The sequence below is a fragment of the Bremerella sp. JC817 genome, from assembly GCF_040718835.1.
Taxonomy (GTDB): Bacteria; Planctomycetota; Planctomycetia; order Pirellulales; family Pirellulaceae; genus Bremerella.
The window spans coordinates 667,569-682,486 of sequence record NZ_JBFEFG010000268.1 but is presented as its reverse complement, the minus strand read 5'-3'; the positions used below and the strand labels follow the sequence as shown (position 1 = coordinate 682,486).

Annotated in this window: 21 protein-coding genes; 9 read left to right on the top strand and 12 right to left on the bottom strand. The window is 58.6% G+C overall.

Annotation, left to right across the window (positions count from 1 at the left end; all coding sequences use genetic code 11):
* Positions 1-484: 484 nt before the first annotated feature.
* The 11 genes from AB1L30_RS14225 to AB1L30_RS14175 form a co-directional block, all read right to left on the bottom strand.
* Positions 485-1,072, bottom strand: a complete 588-nt coding sequence (locus tag AB1L30_RS14225; protein ID WP_367014091.1) for a hypothetical protein — start codon at positions 1,070-1,072, stop codon at positions 485-487.
* Between the two features lie 117 nt (positions 1,073-1,189).
* Positions 1,190-1,468: a hypothetical protein gene (locus AB1L30_RS14220; protein WP_367014090.1), complete on the bottom strand. Its 279-nt coding sequence runs from the start codon at positions 1,466-1,468 to the stop codon at positions 1,190-1,192.
* Between the two features lie 56 nt (positions 1,469-1,524).
* Positions 1,525-2,121, bottom strand: a complete 597-nt coding sequence (locus AB1L30_RS14215) for a hypothetical protein (RefSeq protein ID WP_367014089.1) — start codon at positions 2,119-2,121, stop codon at positions 1,525-1,527.
* Between the two features lie 214 nt (positions 2,122-2,335).
* Entirely contained in the window at positions 2,336-3,211 is an 876-nt protein-coding gene (locus AB1L30_RS14210) for a hypothetical protein (RefSeq protein WP_367014088.1), read from the bottom strand.
* 56 nt (positions 3,212-3,267) lie between these two features.
* Complete coding sequence (locus AB1L30_RS14205; RefSeq protein ID WP_367014087.1) at positions 3,268-4,278, bottom strand: hypothetical protein; 1,011 nt, start codon at positions 4,276-4,278, stop codon at positions 3,268-3,270.
* Between the two features lie 47 nt (positions 4,279-4,325).
* The gene (locus AB1L30_RS14200; protein WP_367014086.1) at positions 4,326-4,493 is read right to left on the bottom strand and encodes a hypothetical protein; all 168 of its coding nucleotides are present in this window, start codon (positions 4,491-4,493) and stop codon (positions 4,326-4,328) included.
* 94 nt (positions 4,494-4,587) lie between these two features.
* Positions 4,588-5,808 carry a hypothetical protein gene (locus AB1L30_RS14195; protein ID WP_367014085.1) on the bottom strand — a complete coding sequence of 407 codons (1,221 nt, stop codon included), beginning with the start codon at positions 5,806-5,808 and terminating at the stop codon, positions 4,588-4,590.
* A gap of 75 nt (positions 5,809-5,883) precedes the next feature.
* Positions 5,884-6,141: a carbon storage regulator gene (locus AB1L30_RS14190; RefSeq protein WP_367014084.1), complete on the bottom strand. Its 258-nt coding sequence runs from the start codon at positions 6,139-6,141 to the stop codon at positions 5,884-5,886.
* A gap of 66 nt (positions 6,142-6,207) precedes the next feature.
* Positions 6,208-6,453, bottom strand: coding sequence for a hypothetical protein (locus AB1L30_RS14185; protein WP_367014083.1), 246 nt, complete (start codon positions 6,451-6,453; stop codon positions 6,208-6,210).
* Between the two features lie 24 nt (positions 6,454-6,477).
* Positions 6,478-6,699: a hypothetical protein gene (locus tag AB1L30_RS14180; RefSeq protein ID WP_367014082.1), complete on the bottom strand. Its 222-nt coding sequence runs from the start codon at positions 6,697-6,699 to the stop codon at positions 6,478-6,480.
* 70 nt (positions 6,700-6,769) lie between these two features.
* Positions 6,770-7,084: a hypothetical protein gene (locus tag AB1L30_RS14175; RefSeq protein ID WP_367014081.1), complete on the bottom strand. Its 315-nt coding sequence runs from the start codon at positions 7,082-7,084 to the stop codon at positions 6,770-6,772.
* A gap of 388 nt (positions 7,085-7,472) precedes the next feature.
* On the opposite strand from AB1L30_RS14175, the gene AB1L30_RS14170 reads away from it, so the two are divergent.
* From AB1L30_RS14170 to AB1L30_RS14135, 8 genes are all read left to right on the top strand, one after another.
* Positions 7,473-7,868, top strand: a complete 396-nt coding sequence (locus AB1L30_RS14170) for a hypothetical protein (RefSeq protein ID WP_367014080.1) — start codon at positions 7,473-7,475, stop codon at positions 7,866-7,868.
* 40 nt (positions 7,869-7,908) lie between these two features.
* Positions 7,909-8,439, top strand: a complete 531-nt coding sequence (locus AB1L30_RS14165; RefSeq protein WP_367014079.1) for a hypothetical protein — start codon at positions 7,909-7,911, stop codon at positions 8,437-8,439.
* A gap of 29 nt (positions 8,440-8,468) precedes the next feature.
* The gene (locus AB1L30_RS14160) at positions 8,469-8,954 is read left to right on the top strand and encodes a hypothetical protein (RefSeq protein ID WP_367014078.1); all 486 of its coding nucleotides are present in this window, start codon (positions 8,469-8,471) and stop codon (positions 8,952-8,954) included.
* A 54-nt stretch (positions 8,955-9,008) separates the two neighbouring features.
* Positions 9,009-9,419 carry a hypothetical protein gene (locus AB1L30_RS14155; protein WP_367014077.1) on the top strand — a complete coding sequence of 137 codons (411 nt, stop codon included), beginning with the start codon at positions 9,009-9,011 and terminating at the stop codon, positions 9,417-9,419.
* A 145-nt stretch (positions 9,420-9,564) separates the two neighbouring features.
* Entirely contained in the window at positions 9,565-9,990 is a 426-nt protein-coding gene (locus AB1L30_RS14150; protein ID WP_367014076.1) for a hypothetical protein, read from the top strand.
* Between the two features lie 60 nt (positions 9,991-10,050).
* The gene (locus AB1L30_RS14145; protein WP_367014075.1) at positions 10,051-10,998 is read left to right on the top strand and encodes a hypothetical protein; all 948 of its coding nucleotides are present in this window, start codon (positions 10,051-10,053) and stop codon (positions 10,996-10,998) included.
* Between the two features lie 12 nt (positions 10,999-11,010).
* Positions 11,011-11,574: a hypothetical protein gene (locus tag AB1L30_RS14140; RefSeq protein WP_367014074.1), complete on the top strand. Its 564-nt coding sequence runs from the start codon at positions 11,011-11,013 to the stop codon at positions 11,572-11,574.
* Between the two features lie 3 nt (positions 11,575-11,577).
* Entirely contained in the window at positions 11,578-12,333 is a 756-nt protein-coding gene (locus tag AB1L30_RS14135; RefSeq protein ID WP_367014073.1) for a hypothetical protein, read from the top strand.
* A gap of 495 nt (positions 12,334-12,828) precedes the next feature.
* On the opposite strand, the gene AB1L30_RS14130 is transcribed toward AB1L30_RS14135, so the two are convergent.
* Positions 12,829-14,154: a hypothetical protein gene (locus tag AB1L30_RS14130; RefSeq protein ID WP_367014072.1), complete on the bottom strand. Its 1,326-nt coding sequence runs from the start codon at positions 14,152-14,154 to the stop codon at positions 12,829-12,831.
* Between the two features lie 140 nt (positions 14,155-14,294).
* Between AB1L30_RS14130 and AB1L30_RS14125 the strand changes: the two genes are divergently transcribed.
* Positions 14,295-14,840, top strand: coding sequence for a hypothetical protein (locus AB1L30_RS14125; protein WP_367014071.1), 546 nt, complete (start codon positions 14,295-14,297; stop codon positions 14,838-14,840).
* Positions 14,841-14,918 lie beyond the last annotated feature (78 nt).

Below are 14,918 nucleotides of genomic sequence, written 5' to 3'. Positions count from 1 at the left end.
ATCGTCGAACGAACGATCTCGTGGATCGGCAACTTCCGTCGACTGGTCGTGCGGTACGAACATCACTCGTGGATTTACCAAGCCTTCATACATGTAGCGTGCGGGCTCATTTGTTTACGTAGGTTTTGAAACAGCCTCTAGTGACAGGTATAGCGTCGTGTCTTGGACTGCTTGATATGCTAGTGGGGTTTTCGGTTTATGACTTCAGGACGTGGTTCAAGGGCTACATTCTGAAAAGACTGTTAGAACGTGAGTCTGTCGCTACCGGCATTAAGTTTAAATAGGAGCGTCAATCGCCCTGGCTACCTAACTCGGCCAGATCGTACAGTCGACGATGCCTTCCAGCACCCGCATCTTAGGTGTGCCACTGGCCTCTGGCCAGTTCCTTGATGACTAAAACCGGTTGCAACCTCTTCCCCACGTCGCACTGGCCAGAGGCCAGTGGCACACGTTGGCTGGTCGTCACCTCTTCAATCAGCTCCCCTCACTCCCCTTCCCCGGCCCTCAGCATGCGCAGCACCGCTTCGGCGGCTTGTTGTTCTTCTTTTAGCCACTCGGGCGGGGCGATTTGGAGGGCCTGGCAGAGGTCTTGGCTCGATTGCAGGCGGGTTTCGATGCAGCGTTTCAGGAAGCATTGTTGGTCGGGCGGGATCGGTTGTTGCAGGTCGGCCGGAAGTGGGATCGGCGTTGGTGTGTGGATGGTGCCGTCGATTTGCCAGTCGACGAATTCGTCAATCATCGTTTCGATGGCGGCGTCGAGTCGGGCGAATCGTTTCGGGCCGATGCCAGGGATGCGGCGGATGAACGTCTCGGTCGCGGCGCGGTACTGACCGACGGTGCGGATGCCGTTGTCTTCCAAAGCGTTCTCGACATCGAGTTCTAAATCGGCGAGCGCCAGCGGCACGACGTTCACGTTCTCGAAGCCGGCGAACTTGCTGACCGGCACGATCAACGTGTCGATGAAACATTCCAGCCGATGCATGCAGCCTGACAACGCTCCGGCTCGCAGTAGATTGAAGATCTCGCGACTGACTCGTTCGGCGTCGCGTTCGGTGGCACAAGCTTTCGGCATTTGGTTCTCGTAGATGTCAGGCCTGGGGAAAGGCGGCACGCCGCGAAAACAACTTGTCGGCATGCCGCCAGAAACTTCGCGCCGCCCACGTCGGCCGCGCGAAACGAACGAGGGTCGTTACAGCTCGCCGGGGCGAAGCTTCCGCACGCGGACGAACGTTTTGCTGCGCCGCTGCAGCTTCTCGCCACGCTCGTTCAGCGGAATTTCGGTGAGGTTGGCCTGCAGCATGTGCAGCAGAAGTTGCCCGCGCAGTTGGCGTTCGACCGCTTGTTGATCGCGGCGAGCATCACGGGCCGCCAGGTATCGTTCGACCAGGGTTCGCAGTGGGGCATCCGTTGCCGGCGGGGTCGATGGCGAAACGCTGGGGGCTGGTTTCGCATCGGTAGGGTCAAGCATTCAATCGGTTCCTTCAAGGCAAGGCGGCAATCGGCCAGGCATCGTGCAGGGGTCGATCACAGCAGAAAAGTTTCCAGCGGTTCGCTGGTTAGGCACATACATGCCGAATCAAAAACAAGTCGTGGCCAACGCATCCGCTGGCCTTTTTCGCAGTGGCAGCGAACACATTCGCGTTGATGCGGCGGGGTGATCGGCGGCAGGCATTGATCGATCGAATGTCGCGCGGCGTACATCGCTTCCAGCGACCAGATCAGCAGCACGCCGCGATCGTCGCACAAGGGACATTCGACCTCGACCGCCCATCGACGGTCGTCGCAAAAGAAACACCGCGGCTGCATCCGAAACCGTTTGCCGCACGCCGGATTCAAGCAGCGGCACCAGTTCGGCCGCCTGTCGAGATCGCGCGTGCGGCGGCTGAGCAAACGTTCGCGCATCGTCCGGGGAAGCTGGCTCATGTGGCTGGGTGGCTCGGCGATGCCGTCGTACATCTGGTCGAGCAGGTCGCGGGCCGCCTGATAGTCGAGCGGCAAGATCATGTCGGCCCACCGCCGCTTCAACTGGTTGGGGTCCTTCGCATGATCGAAGAAGTACCGCACGCTCGGGAAGAAGTCGTGTGCCCGATCAAACCAGGTTTCAAACTGATCCGGAGTCATCAGCAAATCCTGAACGAAGGAGAAGGAAGTGGTGAAGAACGGGTGATGTGTTGGTAATGAAAACTCTTGTCCCCTCGCCCTTCCCAAGGGAGAGGGTTGGGAAGCGAGTACCTCGGCTGCCCCTCACCCTAGCCCTCGCCCCGAAGGGGCGAGGGGACCGGAGGGGGGACATGAACGTCGTTTGATGGTACGAGCCTGGGTGTTCGAGGCTCAACTAATCGAAGGTTCGATCGGCGAGCAGTTCGGCGACGCTCTTCAGTTCGCCAGAACCACGTGGCACGTTGGCTGGGCGCGGGGGTTCGAAGATGCCGAGGTAGCCCGCCGTGAGCGAATGTTCGATCGCGGCCAGGGCTTTGGCTTCTCCCATCTGCTCGAGCTGCTGCAACTGCTTCTGGGCGGAACGGGCCTGCAGCGGCATGCGGCGTTCGAGCCGATGCTCGCACCACTGCGTCCAGGCCTGGCGAAACGGCTCGCCGGCGAACGGCATCGGCAAGGTGGTCGCGTCGAAGGTCGCCTGGCGAGCTCTTGCCGGCGGAGCCTTCTCCCCTTCCCCCCGACAGGACAAAAGGGGCCCCGCCGGGGCTTTTGTTTCTTCTGGTTCTTTTTGTTCTTCTCTTTCTTCTTCTATAGGGACCACCTCTGGTACACCGCGCGGTTCACTTGGTGGTACAGCTGCTGGTACACCCCGTGGTACAGTTGGTGGTACAGCCACTGGTACATCGCGTGGTACACCTGGTGGTTCACTTGCTGGTACAGCGGTTGGTTCCCATGTCGGATCGAGCTCTTGGTAAAGCGGATAGTTCTCGACGGTGACGCGCGTCGTCTGCGTCAAGTAATCGACCTTCAGGCATTCCCACTCTTCCAAGATGGACATCCACCGAATCAAACTAGTCCGCGAGCAACCCAGTTCTTCGGCGAGTGCTCGCTGGGTTGTGATAAACTGCCCGGCTTCGACCAGTTCGCCTTGGAAGTAGCCGGGGCGGAAGTTGGCTCGCAGCAGGCACAGCGTGAACAGTCTCCACAGGTTGGCGTCGCTGAAGACTCGGCTGTCGAGCGATTTGCGGTGAAGCTTGATCCAGCTACCGGACATGGTTGAACTCCTGCTTGATTGAGTGGAACAAAGTGCAGCGATCGGTTCGCCACGGTTCACGAAAACTTCCAACGAAACGTGGCGACCGCGCGGCCGGCCGATGTCTTCCAGTGGGGATGCTGAAGGTACATCCCGCTTGGCTTGCGGCCGGTCTTATACAGCCGGCGAAACTCCCACTTCGCCGAACGATTGCAGTGACCGATCACGGCCGGGTGGCCTGCGTTGATGGTGATCGACTCGGCCCCTGCCTCGCTCAGCAGCGAGCCCATTCCATCGAGCATCGCGCCGCCAAGGCCGACGCCTTGAAACTTCGGCAGCGTCACCAACCGGCTGATCCGCAATCGATCAGGTCGAAAGTGATTCAGCGTCGCGGCGAAGGTTGCCACCTCGCCATCAACCAGGCCGGCGTAACAGCGCGCGGCGTGATTCAGCTTGCTGGTCAAATAGTGATGCGGTGCAAACATGGGCCACACATCGTGGCGACAACGGAAGATCTCCAGGCGAAGTCGCGGTCGCCGAAGACACCTCCGCGTCAACGTTCCCGCTGGCATCCGCAGCACCCAGTCGGGCCGCAGCCAACGGGCCACATCTTCATGGCAGGTCACCGCGATCAACCGCTTGGCGAACGTCTTCCGGTCGAGCGCTCTTCGCACGGCATGACAAGCGAGCCTCGCGGCGGGGCGATCGACCACGCTGGTGAACTCATCCAGAACCAGCAGTTTGCCAGGGGAAGCGAGCCCGCGAGCCAGGTCGGCGCGAAACTGTTCGCCGGTCGACAACGTGTGATAAGGCCGACACCAGGCCGGCGGCGAACCTAAGCCACACGCGACAAGGGCCTGGGTGATGGCACGCGTCGACAAGCGGCGATCGAACCCGTCGACCACCGCCCGATCGCGCCGCCAGCGGAGTCGTTTTCGCAACCGGCGACCATACGCGGCGGCCGCCACGGTGGTCTTGCCGGAACCGGAAGGACCGACGATCAAGCCAACTTGCCACGGCTGATCGAGTCCCGGCAGTTCGACCTGAAATCGCCGCTCGGTGTGAGGCTCCGGCGGCAGATCGAACATTCCAGCAAGCTGCGAAACACGAAAGGTCGGCGCGATCGGGCACCGCACTACAGCATCAACAGTCGGCATACCAACCCCCGGGCAACCAGTTCTTCGAACAAAGCCCGCTGCTGCTCCTCGCAGTCGCACTCGACCACAACCTGAAGCAACTCTGGACAAACAGAATCAGGCGGCGAACTGCCAGGCAAACGCCTCTCGTCAGTCGGACGAGTCATGAAGAACTCCTGGAGACTAAGTGGATAGGTGTTGGAAAAATGTTCTGTCCCCTCGCCCTCTCCCCGAAGGGGCGAGGGGACATGATGGGGATGCTTAGAACGGGATGTCATCCTCGGGGATGGTTCGGATTGGTGGCGTTTGGAAAGCCTCGTTGGCTGGGGGGATTCGTTCTGGGTGGTCGGTGGGGCGGGCTGCTGGTACCGGCGTGGCGATGACATCTTCGGGCCTGGTGGCGGAAGGTGGTTGGCAGCACGAACCTTTCGGGCGATCGAATTCTCCCTGAAGCTCGGGATGCACATCGTCGAGGCGGACGAACCCGCGCGGGGTGCCTTGCTGCGGATCGAACTGCGACGTGCAAAGCGTGAGGAAGCTGCACAGCGAACAGGTATCGCGGCTGACCGTCTTGAACCAACGCTGTTTGTTTTGAGCGTCGCGGATCGTTTGCTGCACTTCCCACGCCTCGGACTGCATCTCGGCGATCTCTTCGTCGCGGCGCGAGATCACCTGGCGGGCGTAGTAAAACTCGGGCCGCTGGCCGATGTCTTCCAGCAGCTTCTCGCCCCATTCCAGCGGTGTCATCGGTCGCGTTTGCAGCGTGAAACCTTTCGCCGCATGGGCCGTTTGCCGTGGCTGGCCGTTGGGATTGAAGACGCGATGACCGCTGCGATCGACTACCACTTTGTGGCCTGCTTCGTCCAGCATCGGCAGCGTGCCAGGTCGAATGAGCGGCTTGCGAATCACGTCGAGCAGCACGCCGTCGAGCGTGTGCCCGAGCTGGCGACCGGCGTCGAGCAGATGCGTCACGCGATGATCAAGCTGCTGCCGCGTCCAGAACGAACCTTCGCTCGAAAGGTCTTCGGCGGTGAAGCGATGCTTGACGACCACCGTCTGCCCGTTGGGCATTTTCGCGATGCCATCCCACTGCCCGGCCGTGTCCCAGATGGTCGACGCGGCGCCGGTCTGCGGATTGATTACCGGCAACTGAAAGCGCTTCGGCCGGGCAATCATCGTCAACGGTTCGCCCCAACGCCAGCGATACCCGGCGATCAAACAGGCCACCGTCTCGCGTTCGTAATCCCACTCGCGACGATCGCTCGCCGGTGGGCAAGGTTCGTAGAAAGGTCGCAGCGCGTCGAGCGCCGCCACCAACGAACGTTCGTGCTGCAAGGCATGCAGCGCGGCACGCCCGGCGGTGGTGATCCGCAAGGACCGGGCATCGACCTGCTGCCGCAGACCGAGCTCGTACTCGAAGTAATGCTTGCGGCGACACATCTTGAACGACTGCATGCGATTGGTGGTCAAAATCTGTTTCATCGCGAGATTCCCTGGGCAAAGTGGCGAACGAGAAAGGGGCGAACCGAAGAAGCCGACAGCCTTCACGCGGCAGCGTTAATCGGTCTGCGGAGTCTCGTTCAGCGCCGGCGAATCACTTGCCGGTCGATCGATGGAAGCAGATGGGACAGAGCCTTCCAAAGCCGCGGCCGGTCCGCGAGCAGGGGGAGGCGTGAAGTCGTGACGTTCAATCCGCAGCGCGTGCGGAGCAGTGATCCCAAGGCGAACCTGGCCGCCGCGAACCGAAAGGACCGCCACGCGAATCTGGTCGCCAATACGGATCTCTTCCTGGGCACGTCGAGTAAGAACAAGCATGGTAATTCCTGGGGGAGAAAGAAAAACGAACGAAACCGAAACGAACGAGCACAGCCGGCCCAGCCATCAAGCTGGCGAGCCGTGACAAGGCGATTTCAATGCGGAACAACAACGGCTCTCCGCACCATTGGCCATCGCGTGAAGGTGTTCCTCCAGCGACTTGAGTGTTTGCTCGGCCTGATCCAAAGCGACCGGATCGCCCAGCGTGCGAAACGTGGCGAGACATCCCTGGGCACGCAGGGTCAGCTTCCAGCCGGCATGGGCTTTCTCGCGAAGCTGATGAACGCGCTGCTGCGAAATCAAATGCTGCATCGAACCAACCATCCTGAAGAAGAGTTAACGAGTCGGACGCGAACATTCATCTGCCGGCGGTACCTGTTGGCGCCGATCGGCCGAGGCTTCCGGCTGCTGCGCCTTCCACTCTTGGGTGAACGACTGCCGACGATGCCGACCGCCGGAGAATGTTTGCCCATCCTGCATCGCCAAGGCATCGTCCCAGGCCTGTTGCAGCCGCTGACGATCTTCCGCGAGAGGTGGATTGGTCGACGAATCAGACATGGGCGAGACCTTTCAAACCAAGGGACGAAACAAAACAACCGCAGCAGGCAAGCGAACCGACGCGATCGAGTCAGGTCGCTTCGCACGAAGGAGAAGTGCCAGCGGCGATGTCGTTGCTGTCGCCAGCTTCCGTAGACGCAGCCCCGCCGGTAAGTCGCTGCGCCAGCCCGACCAACCGACGGGCAAACCGGCAACGACCGCGACCTGCCTTGGCTTGCTGGCGACACATGCCAGACTGGGCGATGACCTCCCAGGTGAGCTCGGTCTGCTGAATGACACGCAGGGCGGCCTGGTAGTGGGAAGAACACAGCCCGCGAGCGTGAGCCGGCCGCTGGCAATCGTCCGCCATGCAGCGTGGCGGCAAGTTGGGATCGGTACGAGGCATCAAGAAGGCTCCGGTGAAAGAAGGAACGACCCTGAAACCGGCCACGCTGCCTGGCAGACAAAGCGAGTCGCGCGACAGGCCAAACAGCCCGGCCAAGGGTGTTTCGAGGGTCGAAAAACGGCGATCAACGAAGAAAGAAAACAACGTGAAAAATACCCTTCCAAATCAAGCCCAACGCGGGGCAACGTTCACTTAAAATGCCGCAAAATCCAGGGCCAAACGAAGGTTGCCACCGGCTGTTAAAAGCGTGACGCTTTAGCGACGCGTGTGTCATGATATGGAAAAGCGTGACGCTTTGTCAAACGCTTAGGTTTACATTGCGTAACGAAAGTGAGAACATGGTTTCAGACCAACTTCGGCAGCTTCCAGGACGAAAGCAATCCGCCCCATGGCCACCCGCAAAAAGAGCACCGCCTCCCCTTCCTCTGCCCCGAAAACCACCTCGGCCAAAGGGACGCCAGCGACCCCTCGCAAAAAGAAAGCCGCCAGCAAAGACAAGCTCGGCCGCGCGATCGCCAACCGCGCCGAGACGCTGACCGCCGAAGAGTTGGAAGCGCTGGCCGGGGAGTTCTATAAGGTGTACGACGTCCTGCACGAGTGCGCGTCGCTGATGAAGATGACCGAAGTCAAACAGATCGAAGCGATCGTTTCGGGCTTGAAGAAGAAAGCAGTCGACGCCCAGAAACTAGCCAACAGTCAGATCGGCCGCAAACTCGACGCGCTGGCCATCCAAAAAGGTTTCGAAGACCGCATGAAAGACTTCCGCGGGACTGGGAAGTCGTGAGCGTGACCGAGGCGGGGTCAATCCCAAACGAGATGATGAGATGCAGGGTGAAAACTTGAAACCAGAACAACTGCTGGCCGAAGCGCTGATGGAGGAGTCTTCCGCGGACGAAATCCATCGCTGGGCATGTCACCGTTTAGCCCTGGGGGACACATCCCAAGTCATCGAGTCGATGGTAGCGTGCGACCCGTGTTCACCCGACGCTCGGCAAACGCTGGTCGGCTTTCTACGGCAGATCGTCGCCACCGAGGTGCCAGCGTTCTCGGACATCGGAACGGAAGTCCAGTGTGTCGCCCGGCGGATTCTGGCGGAGCGGCTGCAGATGTTTCTCGATGGAAAGATTCGTCCCGCGGAGTTGTGCCGGACGGTGAACCGTTTCGATGCGCAGTTTCTCGAGGCAACGCCGGCGGCGACATGGCTCGGAGATCTTTATAATGGTTGCGATTGGATCGACGGCACTAGCTACGATCCTTCGCCAGGCGAGGTGCCTTACCTTGTCGAAGAAGCGCGACGAGTCTTGGCGAGCCTGACAAGCAGCCCAATATCGACGGAAGATTGCGAACCGCAGTAGCCGGCTCTGTTCGCGGAAGGAATCGATGGATGAACAACCTCGAAGGCATTCTGAACGAACAGTATCTCCGCTTGTACGATCCCAATCACTGGGAGCGTATCAACCAGCAATATCAGGCATCCGTTTATATTCCAGGGTATACCATCATTGGTTCGGTCGATGGCCCCGCAATACCGGGCGATGCCTTGTGCCTGGCAGGCGACCAGTCGGTATGGGCGATCCCTTTCATTCCGATGACTGCCCGACATGCGACCCCGTTTGCCTCTTCCCTCCAGTCGCTGCGTGACGCGACCGAGGCCCAGCTGATCGTGGCCGACGAGACGCACGCCCACTTCGGAAAGGAGCTTCACTTCGTCCAGCCGCTGGCGCTGGGAGGCAGCCCGACCGATCCACAGAACATTCAGTTGGTTGCGCCAGAAATTCATGCCGAGGCGTGCTGTTTCTGGAACAAGTTCTACTTCGAGAAGTTGAAAGAGCAGACAGCGAACGCGAACAGCGCCGACGAGAGCCGCTGACCTGTCACATTCATTAAGTGTCGCCGCCATCCCATTGCAAAAGGGAAACATGTCATGTCGTTTAACCTTCCGAAGGCGGAGCTGCTTCAAACCGTCATGCTGGTCCAAGCGGCATTGTGCGATGAGGCTGGTCCGCACACGCTTAGCAGCGGACGGTCGACGCACTTTACGATCGACGGCGGTGTCATGCTGGAAAACGAGGTTGGCTATTCGTTGCTGCAGCGGCTATTTGCGTTGCCGACCGGCGAGCCGTATCGTTGCCATGTGCCGCGCTATGCGATCTCGGCCGGGTTCGCCGACGGGGAATTTCTGGTGGTGGCGATCTGTTGGGAATGCAACAATATCTCGCTCAACGACTCCGGCCGATACGACTCGCGAACTTTCGATGGCGAGAGTCAGCAAGCTCAAGAACTGCTGCGGGACGTAAAGCGATATTTTGCCAGCCCAAGCGAAACAACCCCGTAGCGACGCCAGTCACAAAGTGCGCCGTGGCACACAGCAGCCGGAGCGTGTTGCCGAGGAAGCAGGCGAGTTGTTTGCGTGATTGCCGGCGCGGTAGAATCGTGCGTTTGGCGGAATGGCGGAAGTCGATCATGTGAAGGAACCTGGGATGGAAATGCCCGACGAGATTTACGACCAGTTGAACGAGCATTGCGAACGGGGCGAGGCGCTGTTGGCCGAGGGAGATGCCGACGCGGCGCTCGAGCAATATATGGCTGCCGAGGCGTTGATCCCCAGCCCGAAGCTGAACTGGGAAGCGGCGCTGTGGGTGTATGCGGCGATTGGCGACGCGTGGTTCGCGAAGCAAGACTTCGACCGGGCCCGGCAAGCGTTCAGCAACGCGGTGCTGTGCCCCGATGGCCTGGGCAATCCGTTCATTCACCTGCGACTCGGCCAATGCCAGTTCGAAGCGAACAACCTCGACAAAGCGGCCGACGAACTGACACGCGCTTACATGGCCGAAGGGCTGGCGATCTTCGACGAAGATGACCCGAAGTACCTCGCCTTCCTGCGAACCCGCATCGATTTGACGTAGCAAGCGATCGTCGCCAGGCTGTTGCCGGCCGACTTACTTCCCTCGGAGAGAGCAGCGTCCATGTCCCAGTGCCTGATGGTGCGATGGTTTGGCGATGGCGATCATCGCTCGGCGGGGGCGTTGTTTACCCAGCTGACCGAGTGCGTCGAAGCGTGGGAGTCGAAGCGGGACGCGTGGGAATCGGCGCGGATTCGGGACGGATTGAACCATAACGTTCGATTGCAAAGCCGCGAGACATGGACCTTGGCGGAACTGCACAAGGTGGCCGCGTGGAAGAAGACTCCGGCGGATGGATCGATCTTCGCCAGTGTGCCGATTGCTTGTCGGCGGAACGAAGGGGACACAATGGTCGACGGCTGGGGATGCCTCGACGTCGAGTGCTGGAACGAAGAGCACGCCTGCCGGCAATACGACATCTCGCTGGGTGGCCGGGCTGAGCTTTCGATCACGCCGGCCGAAGCGTACGTGCCGCTGCACGACGCAACCAAACATCCCGCCAGAGAGGCTTACAACCGCGGCGTCGCCGACAACATCGAAGCCCTGCGAACGCTACTGGTGCGAGTGATCGAAACGACCCGGCCGAGTTCGCTCAAGCTGTTTACCGAAGGAGGTTGGGACCTGCCGTTCAATGCGCATGCGACCTGGTTCGCCGACGAATCGGCCCTGCTCGACGACCTGGCCGTCATCCAGCGGCTGTGGGACGAAGGGCTCGAAACCTACCCGGTCACGCCCCCGCTCAAGACGTTCGATTCTCAGCAGCAGCGACTCGCGTGGCATACGTCCCGCTCGACCGTAGCGCAGCACGCGTTGTGGCAAGACTTCGCCAGGCTGTTGCCGGCCGCGAATCAGGTAACGCCCGAAGGCGTTCGCGAGACGCTCGACACAACCACGCTCGATGTCCAGCGCATCGGCGACGGATGGTTGCTAGGCAATCAGCCGTACCTTACCGATAAGTTCGTCGCGCAGATTTACCTGGAAGTGCTCGAGAACGCCCAGGGTCCGGCGTGACGGGGATCCACCATGGAAACGCGTGCTGAGTACGAAGCAAACTTGAACCGCCTGATGGGGTTCGTGATCGAACGGGTTACTTACTTCGAGCTCGACTATCAGGATGGCCAGTCTCACTTCCGTGATCGCGCGGAGACCGGCCACTTTCTGGACTTTGGTGTCGAACTGTGCGATCGCGCTGGCCGGTCGGTTTGCCTTGCCTGGGATGCGACCTTCTACCCATACGGGCTGGGCGTTTCGATCGATGTGCCTGTCGACAACGTCTTGGCCGGCGTGGCGTACGATGTCACCTCCGATCCGGAGTGGCTCCCCTTCCTCGGAAGCAGAATCAGCGCCGCCGCAAGCTACTGGTCGTGGGTGGGCGAGAGCATGGAGGCCGATGCGAAACGGACGTACTATCCGCAAGATATATGTCTGACGTTCGAGAATCAGCGCCGTCTCTATTTTTCGGCGGCGCAGTTTCTGGACGACTCCGATAAGCTGTATGGCATGGCGGACAACGTGCTGGTTGTGTTTGATGAGGCCGTCGCTACACGCCATCAGATGGGTCCCTGGGCAGAAACCTTCGATCGGTAACTCATGCACATGAAATCGCTGCTGCCCGCCATTCCGACCGTTTGCATCGCGGCGTTACTGGCGATCGATTTTGATGGCATGGTGTCGGGCTGGTACCTTTGGGCGATCGTGATCGTGCCAGGCTTTAGCCTCTTGGCGCTACTGCTTTATGGTGCTTGTGCGCTGATCACCAAGCGCTATCTCTCGACCGCGGCAACCACGTTTCTGACGCTGTTTCTCGCGTCGCTCGTGTTTCATGCCTGCTACGTGCCGGCGGCTGGCCTGGTGCGGAATCTGACTCCGTACAACGACGTGGTTGTGTCGGTGGAAGAGACCTACAAGAACCAAGACCAGGTCGATTGGACGATGGTGGCCCGCGGAAAGGGTGGTCACGATGACTTCACGTTCCGTTCCGGGTATGCGAATGGGTTCATCAATGGCAGTTACCAGCAGCAGGTGTCGCTCGACTTTTCCCTCAACCCGCAGATGCAGATCGAACTGCAGGCAGCGCTGGTTCCGGCCGACGAGCGAGCCATCGTGGCGGCTTTCGCGGCAAAAGGATTGGAAGCGTTTGCCTCCCCGGAGTACGCTTCGCAGTTTCAGGCCCGCTTGCGGGAACTTGCCTCGATCCACAACATGTCTGCTGCCGATCGAGCGCACATCGAACCGGAATTCTACCCCGATCGCAACCTCGTTTATCGCCTGATGTTCGCGACGGCGTCGGTGTTCGCTCTGCTGTTCTCGGCACTGGTAACCGCCAACCACCAAGGTGTGTCTTGACGCACGATGGGATAGACTGGAGACGAACGAAGCAACTGCCGGTCGTCCCCAATTTTAAGCCCAAAATAGGGAATCCTCCGTTCTCCCAACTCTTGAATTCACTATCAGGTTTGCGAAAATACGCTTGCTAAAAAAGGGCAATCCGCCTGGAGATTACCTACTTCGAACCAGCGGTTGGGCAGAAAGCGGCTTCAATCAAGAGGCTCCTTCCTCCTCAACCGCTGGTTGCCGATCAACCACCTTAGGGCTGGGGGGAAAGGAGTGCTTTGATAAGCATAGATTTAGGTAGCTTTAATTTAGAAGAGGTGCTACTTGTAATTACTTGGGTATTCTTTTTAAGAATTTTGATTCTTGTCGTCGAGAAATCCTTGGAAAACAAGTAACGCTGTACGAGCCCGTTCTCGTTGGGGACGGGTGACTTTTTACTCTCCTCTCGCTATCTATGCCTTAGCGACTTATTTGTAGGATTCTTCTAGGACCGATTCTCGGTTATTCTCACCCCAATAGTTCACGAAGCTGCTTTTCCGCTTCATGCAGAAATAAAATGGGACCACCTGAGGGGCAACCATGTTGCTCCCACAACTTCCCGGCCAATTGCTGCGACTTCTCCTGAAACACCCTTTGCCGCTTGGCTTCCACCTTCTCAAGCTCCCCAAGTCCAGGGTTTCGGAGTCGGATCGAATCCAATACGTCAGCAGTGACTTGATGTGTTTCGCAGTATTGCCGGAACCACCAGTTCATGACCTTGCCACCGTTTCCAATCTTCAAACTCGCTCCCCAAATTTCGGAAAGAAAAAGCCAAAACAACAACGGCTCATTCTCTTCAAGTTCAGTTAGGCATTCTCTGTATTGACGCTGCCTTCTTTCGTCTGGTTGATGAGCATATTGCGTATACAAGAAAACATCGATCAAACGCTTCTTGCTAAACTGGCACTCTCGAACCGCCTTGGACATTGGACAGTAGGGCGGTTTTGATAGGGATTGTTCATACGACTCCGCCAATCCCTTGACCCATGCCGCCAGAGGGTGCCCATTAATGGCTTTGCAAAAAACATCCACGGCTTTCAGAAAATTAGCTGGCTCTTTCTGCATATAAAGGCGACGAAAAATCGTTACGAAAGAACGGATCTCGTCATCCGATACAGCAGTTTTGATTTCCATCTGACCTTCTGGTAGCGAACCTCCTGCATGAATAGAGCCCGGCCCATCTTTCATGAATGCTGAGTCGGACAGTTCCTTGAGATCTCTACAGAAATAGCCAAGGATGCCAATGTCTTCAATTGAGAGTGAGACGGTATCAACTGGAACAGGAATTGACTCCGAGTTCATATACTCGATGTCGTGTTGCTCATATCCGCTTCGAATGAAGCGAGCATTGGGGTTGCCCGTCAGGATTACACCTATTTCATCGAGTGAGATCTCTTCACCGTTTTCGTCCTCATGATAGTTCTCAAGAGGAACTCCATTTATAGATCCCGTACGCTCAACTTCCGCATGAAGTGTGTTTGAATCGACTTCTTGAAACAAGGATCGAAATTTCAATATCGTGCGATCTGAATGTCGAGTTCTTGTTTCAACGAGCAATTCAATTGCTGCTTTGGTTGCAGGCTCCAACTGAGCGGTATCAAGCCCCAGATTTCGATCCTTAAATTTCTTTTCGTTTCTATCGAAGTATCTTATTTTCCAAAACAAGTACACCGCTGCCCCTTTCTGCAACTTGGGAATCTTTCCGTCTTGCCAATATAATGGTTTCACCAGCGAAGAAATAATGTCCGCAACTTGGAGGTGACATCTGATGAGACAGCAAGGTTCGCGTGGCAAGCTGCCAGTCTTGCGGGAATTGCCTCCGGACAACGTCGCGGGATAACACCGCTCGCACACGAAGCCGCAGGCCGCGCGGGTTCTTCCATCGACATCGTTCTTCGCGGCCTGGGGAACGGTGGCAAGAGTCGGTCGAAGCCATGCTCGCCAATGATGTTCATTCGAAGTTCCCGCCTGGGGCTGGTCTGCCGCTGGGCGTTCGCACGCTATGCGATTACTTGGACGCCCATGGTTACCCGATCAGCGGCTGCTTCGAGATCAGCACGATCGGCGATCAAGACATGGCGGCCTGGTTCCCCAACGATGAAGCGATGCAGCAGCAATTCGCCGTGTTTGGACGGGGATCGACTGGCTCGGTCTATGCCCTGTGGCTGCGCGAGGGAATCGAGGCCGATAAGGCCCCGGTCGTCGTGCTGGGGTCGGAAGGAGAAATGCTGGTCTTGGCGACGAATTGCAGCGAGTTCTGTCGGCTGCTGGGATGTGGATACGACGAATTGGAATGGGATGATCTGACGAACCCATCGCCGGAATGGGAAGCCGCGCAGCCCCTTCGCGATTGGCTGAAAGCACGCCTGAATGTGGATTGCCCGCACACCGGGGAAGATATCGTCGCCGCGGCCACCAGTCAGTATCCCGACTTCGAAGACTTCGTCCGGCAGTGGCAAGACGCGAACTTGGATGGATGACCGCAAAGTAAGATGGTGCGTCGAGACGCACCCTACGCATGCTCCAGCTTGAACCAAGATCTTGTCCCCTCGCCCTTC

Coding starts and splice junctions, on each gene's coding strand:
- AB1L30_RS14140 (WP_367014074.1), top strand. CDS start 11,011: ATGGAAACGCGTGCTGAGTACGAAGCAAACTTGAACCGCCTGATGGGG.
- AB1L30_RS14200 (WP_367014086.1), bottom strand. CDS start 4,493: ATGACTCGTCCGACTGACGAGAGGCGTTTGCCTGGCAGTTCGCCGCCT.
- AB1L30_RS14210 (WP_367014088.1), bottom strand. CDS start 3,211: ATGTCCGGTAGCTGGATCAAGCTTCACCGCAAATCGCTCGACAGCCGA.
- AB1L30_RS14205 (WP_367014087.1), bottom strand. CDS start 4,278: ATGTTCGATCTGCCGCCGGAGCCTCACACCGAGCGGCGATTTCAGGTC.
- AB1L30_RS14135 (WP_367014073.1), top strand. CDS start 11,578: ATGCACATGAAATCGCTGCTGCCCGCCATTCCGACCGTTTGCATCGCG.
- AB1L30_RS14225 (WP_367014091.1), bottom strand. CDS start 1,072: ATGCCGAAAGCTTGTGCCACCGAACGCGACGCCGAACGAGTCAGTCGC.
- AB1L30_RS14215 (WP_367014089.1), bottom strand. CDS start 2,121: ATGACTCCGGATCAGTTTGAAACCTGGTTTGATCGGGCACACGACTTC.
- AB1L30_RS14160 (WP_367014078.1), top strand. CDS start 8,469: ATGAACAACCTCGAAGGCATTCTGAACGAACAGTATCTCCGCTTGTAC.
- AB1L30_RS14155 (WP_367014077.1), top strand. CDS start 9,009: ATGTCGTTTAACCTTCCGAAGGCGGAGCTGCTTCAAACCGTCATGCTG.
- AB1L30_RS14150 (WP_367014076.1), top strand. CDS start 9,565: ATGGAAATGCCCGACGAGATTTACGACCAGTTGAACGAGCATTGCGAA.
- AB1L30_RS14220 (WP_367014090.1), bottom strand. CDS start 1,468: ATGCTTGACCCTACCGATGCGAAACCAGCCCCCAGCGTTTCGCCATCG.
- AB1L30_RS14190 (WP_367014084.1), bottom strand. CDS start 6,141: ATGCTTGTTCTTACTCGACGTGCCCAGGAAGAGATCCGTATTGGCGAC.
- AB1L30_RS14185 (WP_367014083.1), bottom strand. CDS start 6,453: ATGCAGCATTTGATTTCGCAGCAGCGCGTTCATCAGCTTCGCGAGAAA.
- AB1L30_RS14170 (WP_367014080.1), top strand. CDS start 7,473: ATGGCCACCCGCAAAAAGAGCACCGCCTCCCCTTCCTCTGCCCCGAAA.
- AB1L30_RS14195 (WP_367014085.1), bottom strand. CDS start 5,808: ATGAAACAGATTTTGACCACCAATCGCATGCAGTCGTTCAAGATGTGT.
- AB1L30_RS14175 (WP_367014081.1), bottom strand. CDS start 7,084: ATGCCTCGTACCGATCCCAACTTGCCGCCACGCTGCATGGCGGACGAT.
- AB1L30_RS14180 (WP_367014082.1), bottom strand. CDS start 6,699: ATGTCTGATTCGTCGACCAATCCACCTCTCGCGGAAGATCGTCAGCGG.
- AB1L30_RS14165 (WP_367014079.1), top strand. CDS start 7,909: ATGCAGGGTGAAAACTTGAAACCAGAACAACTGCTGGCCGAAGCGCTG.
- AB1L30_RS14125 (WP_367014071.1), top strand. CDS start 14,295: ATGCTCGCCAATGATGTTCATTCGAAGTTCCCGCCTGGGGCTGGTCTG.
- AB1L30_RS14145 (WP_367014075.1), top strand. CDS start 10,051: ATGTCCCAGTGCCTGATGGTGCGATGGTTTGGCGATGGCGATCATCGC.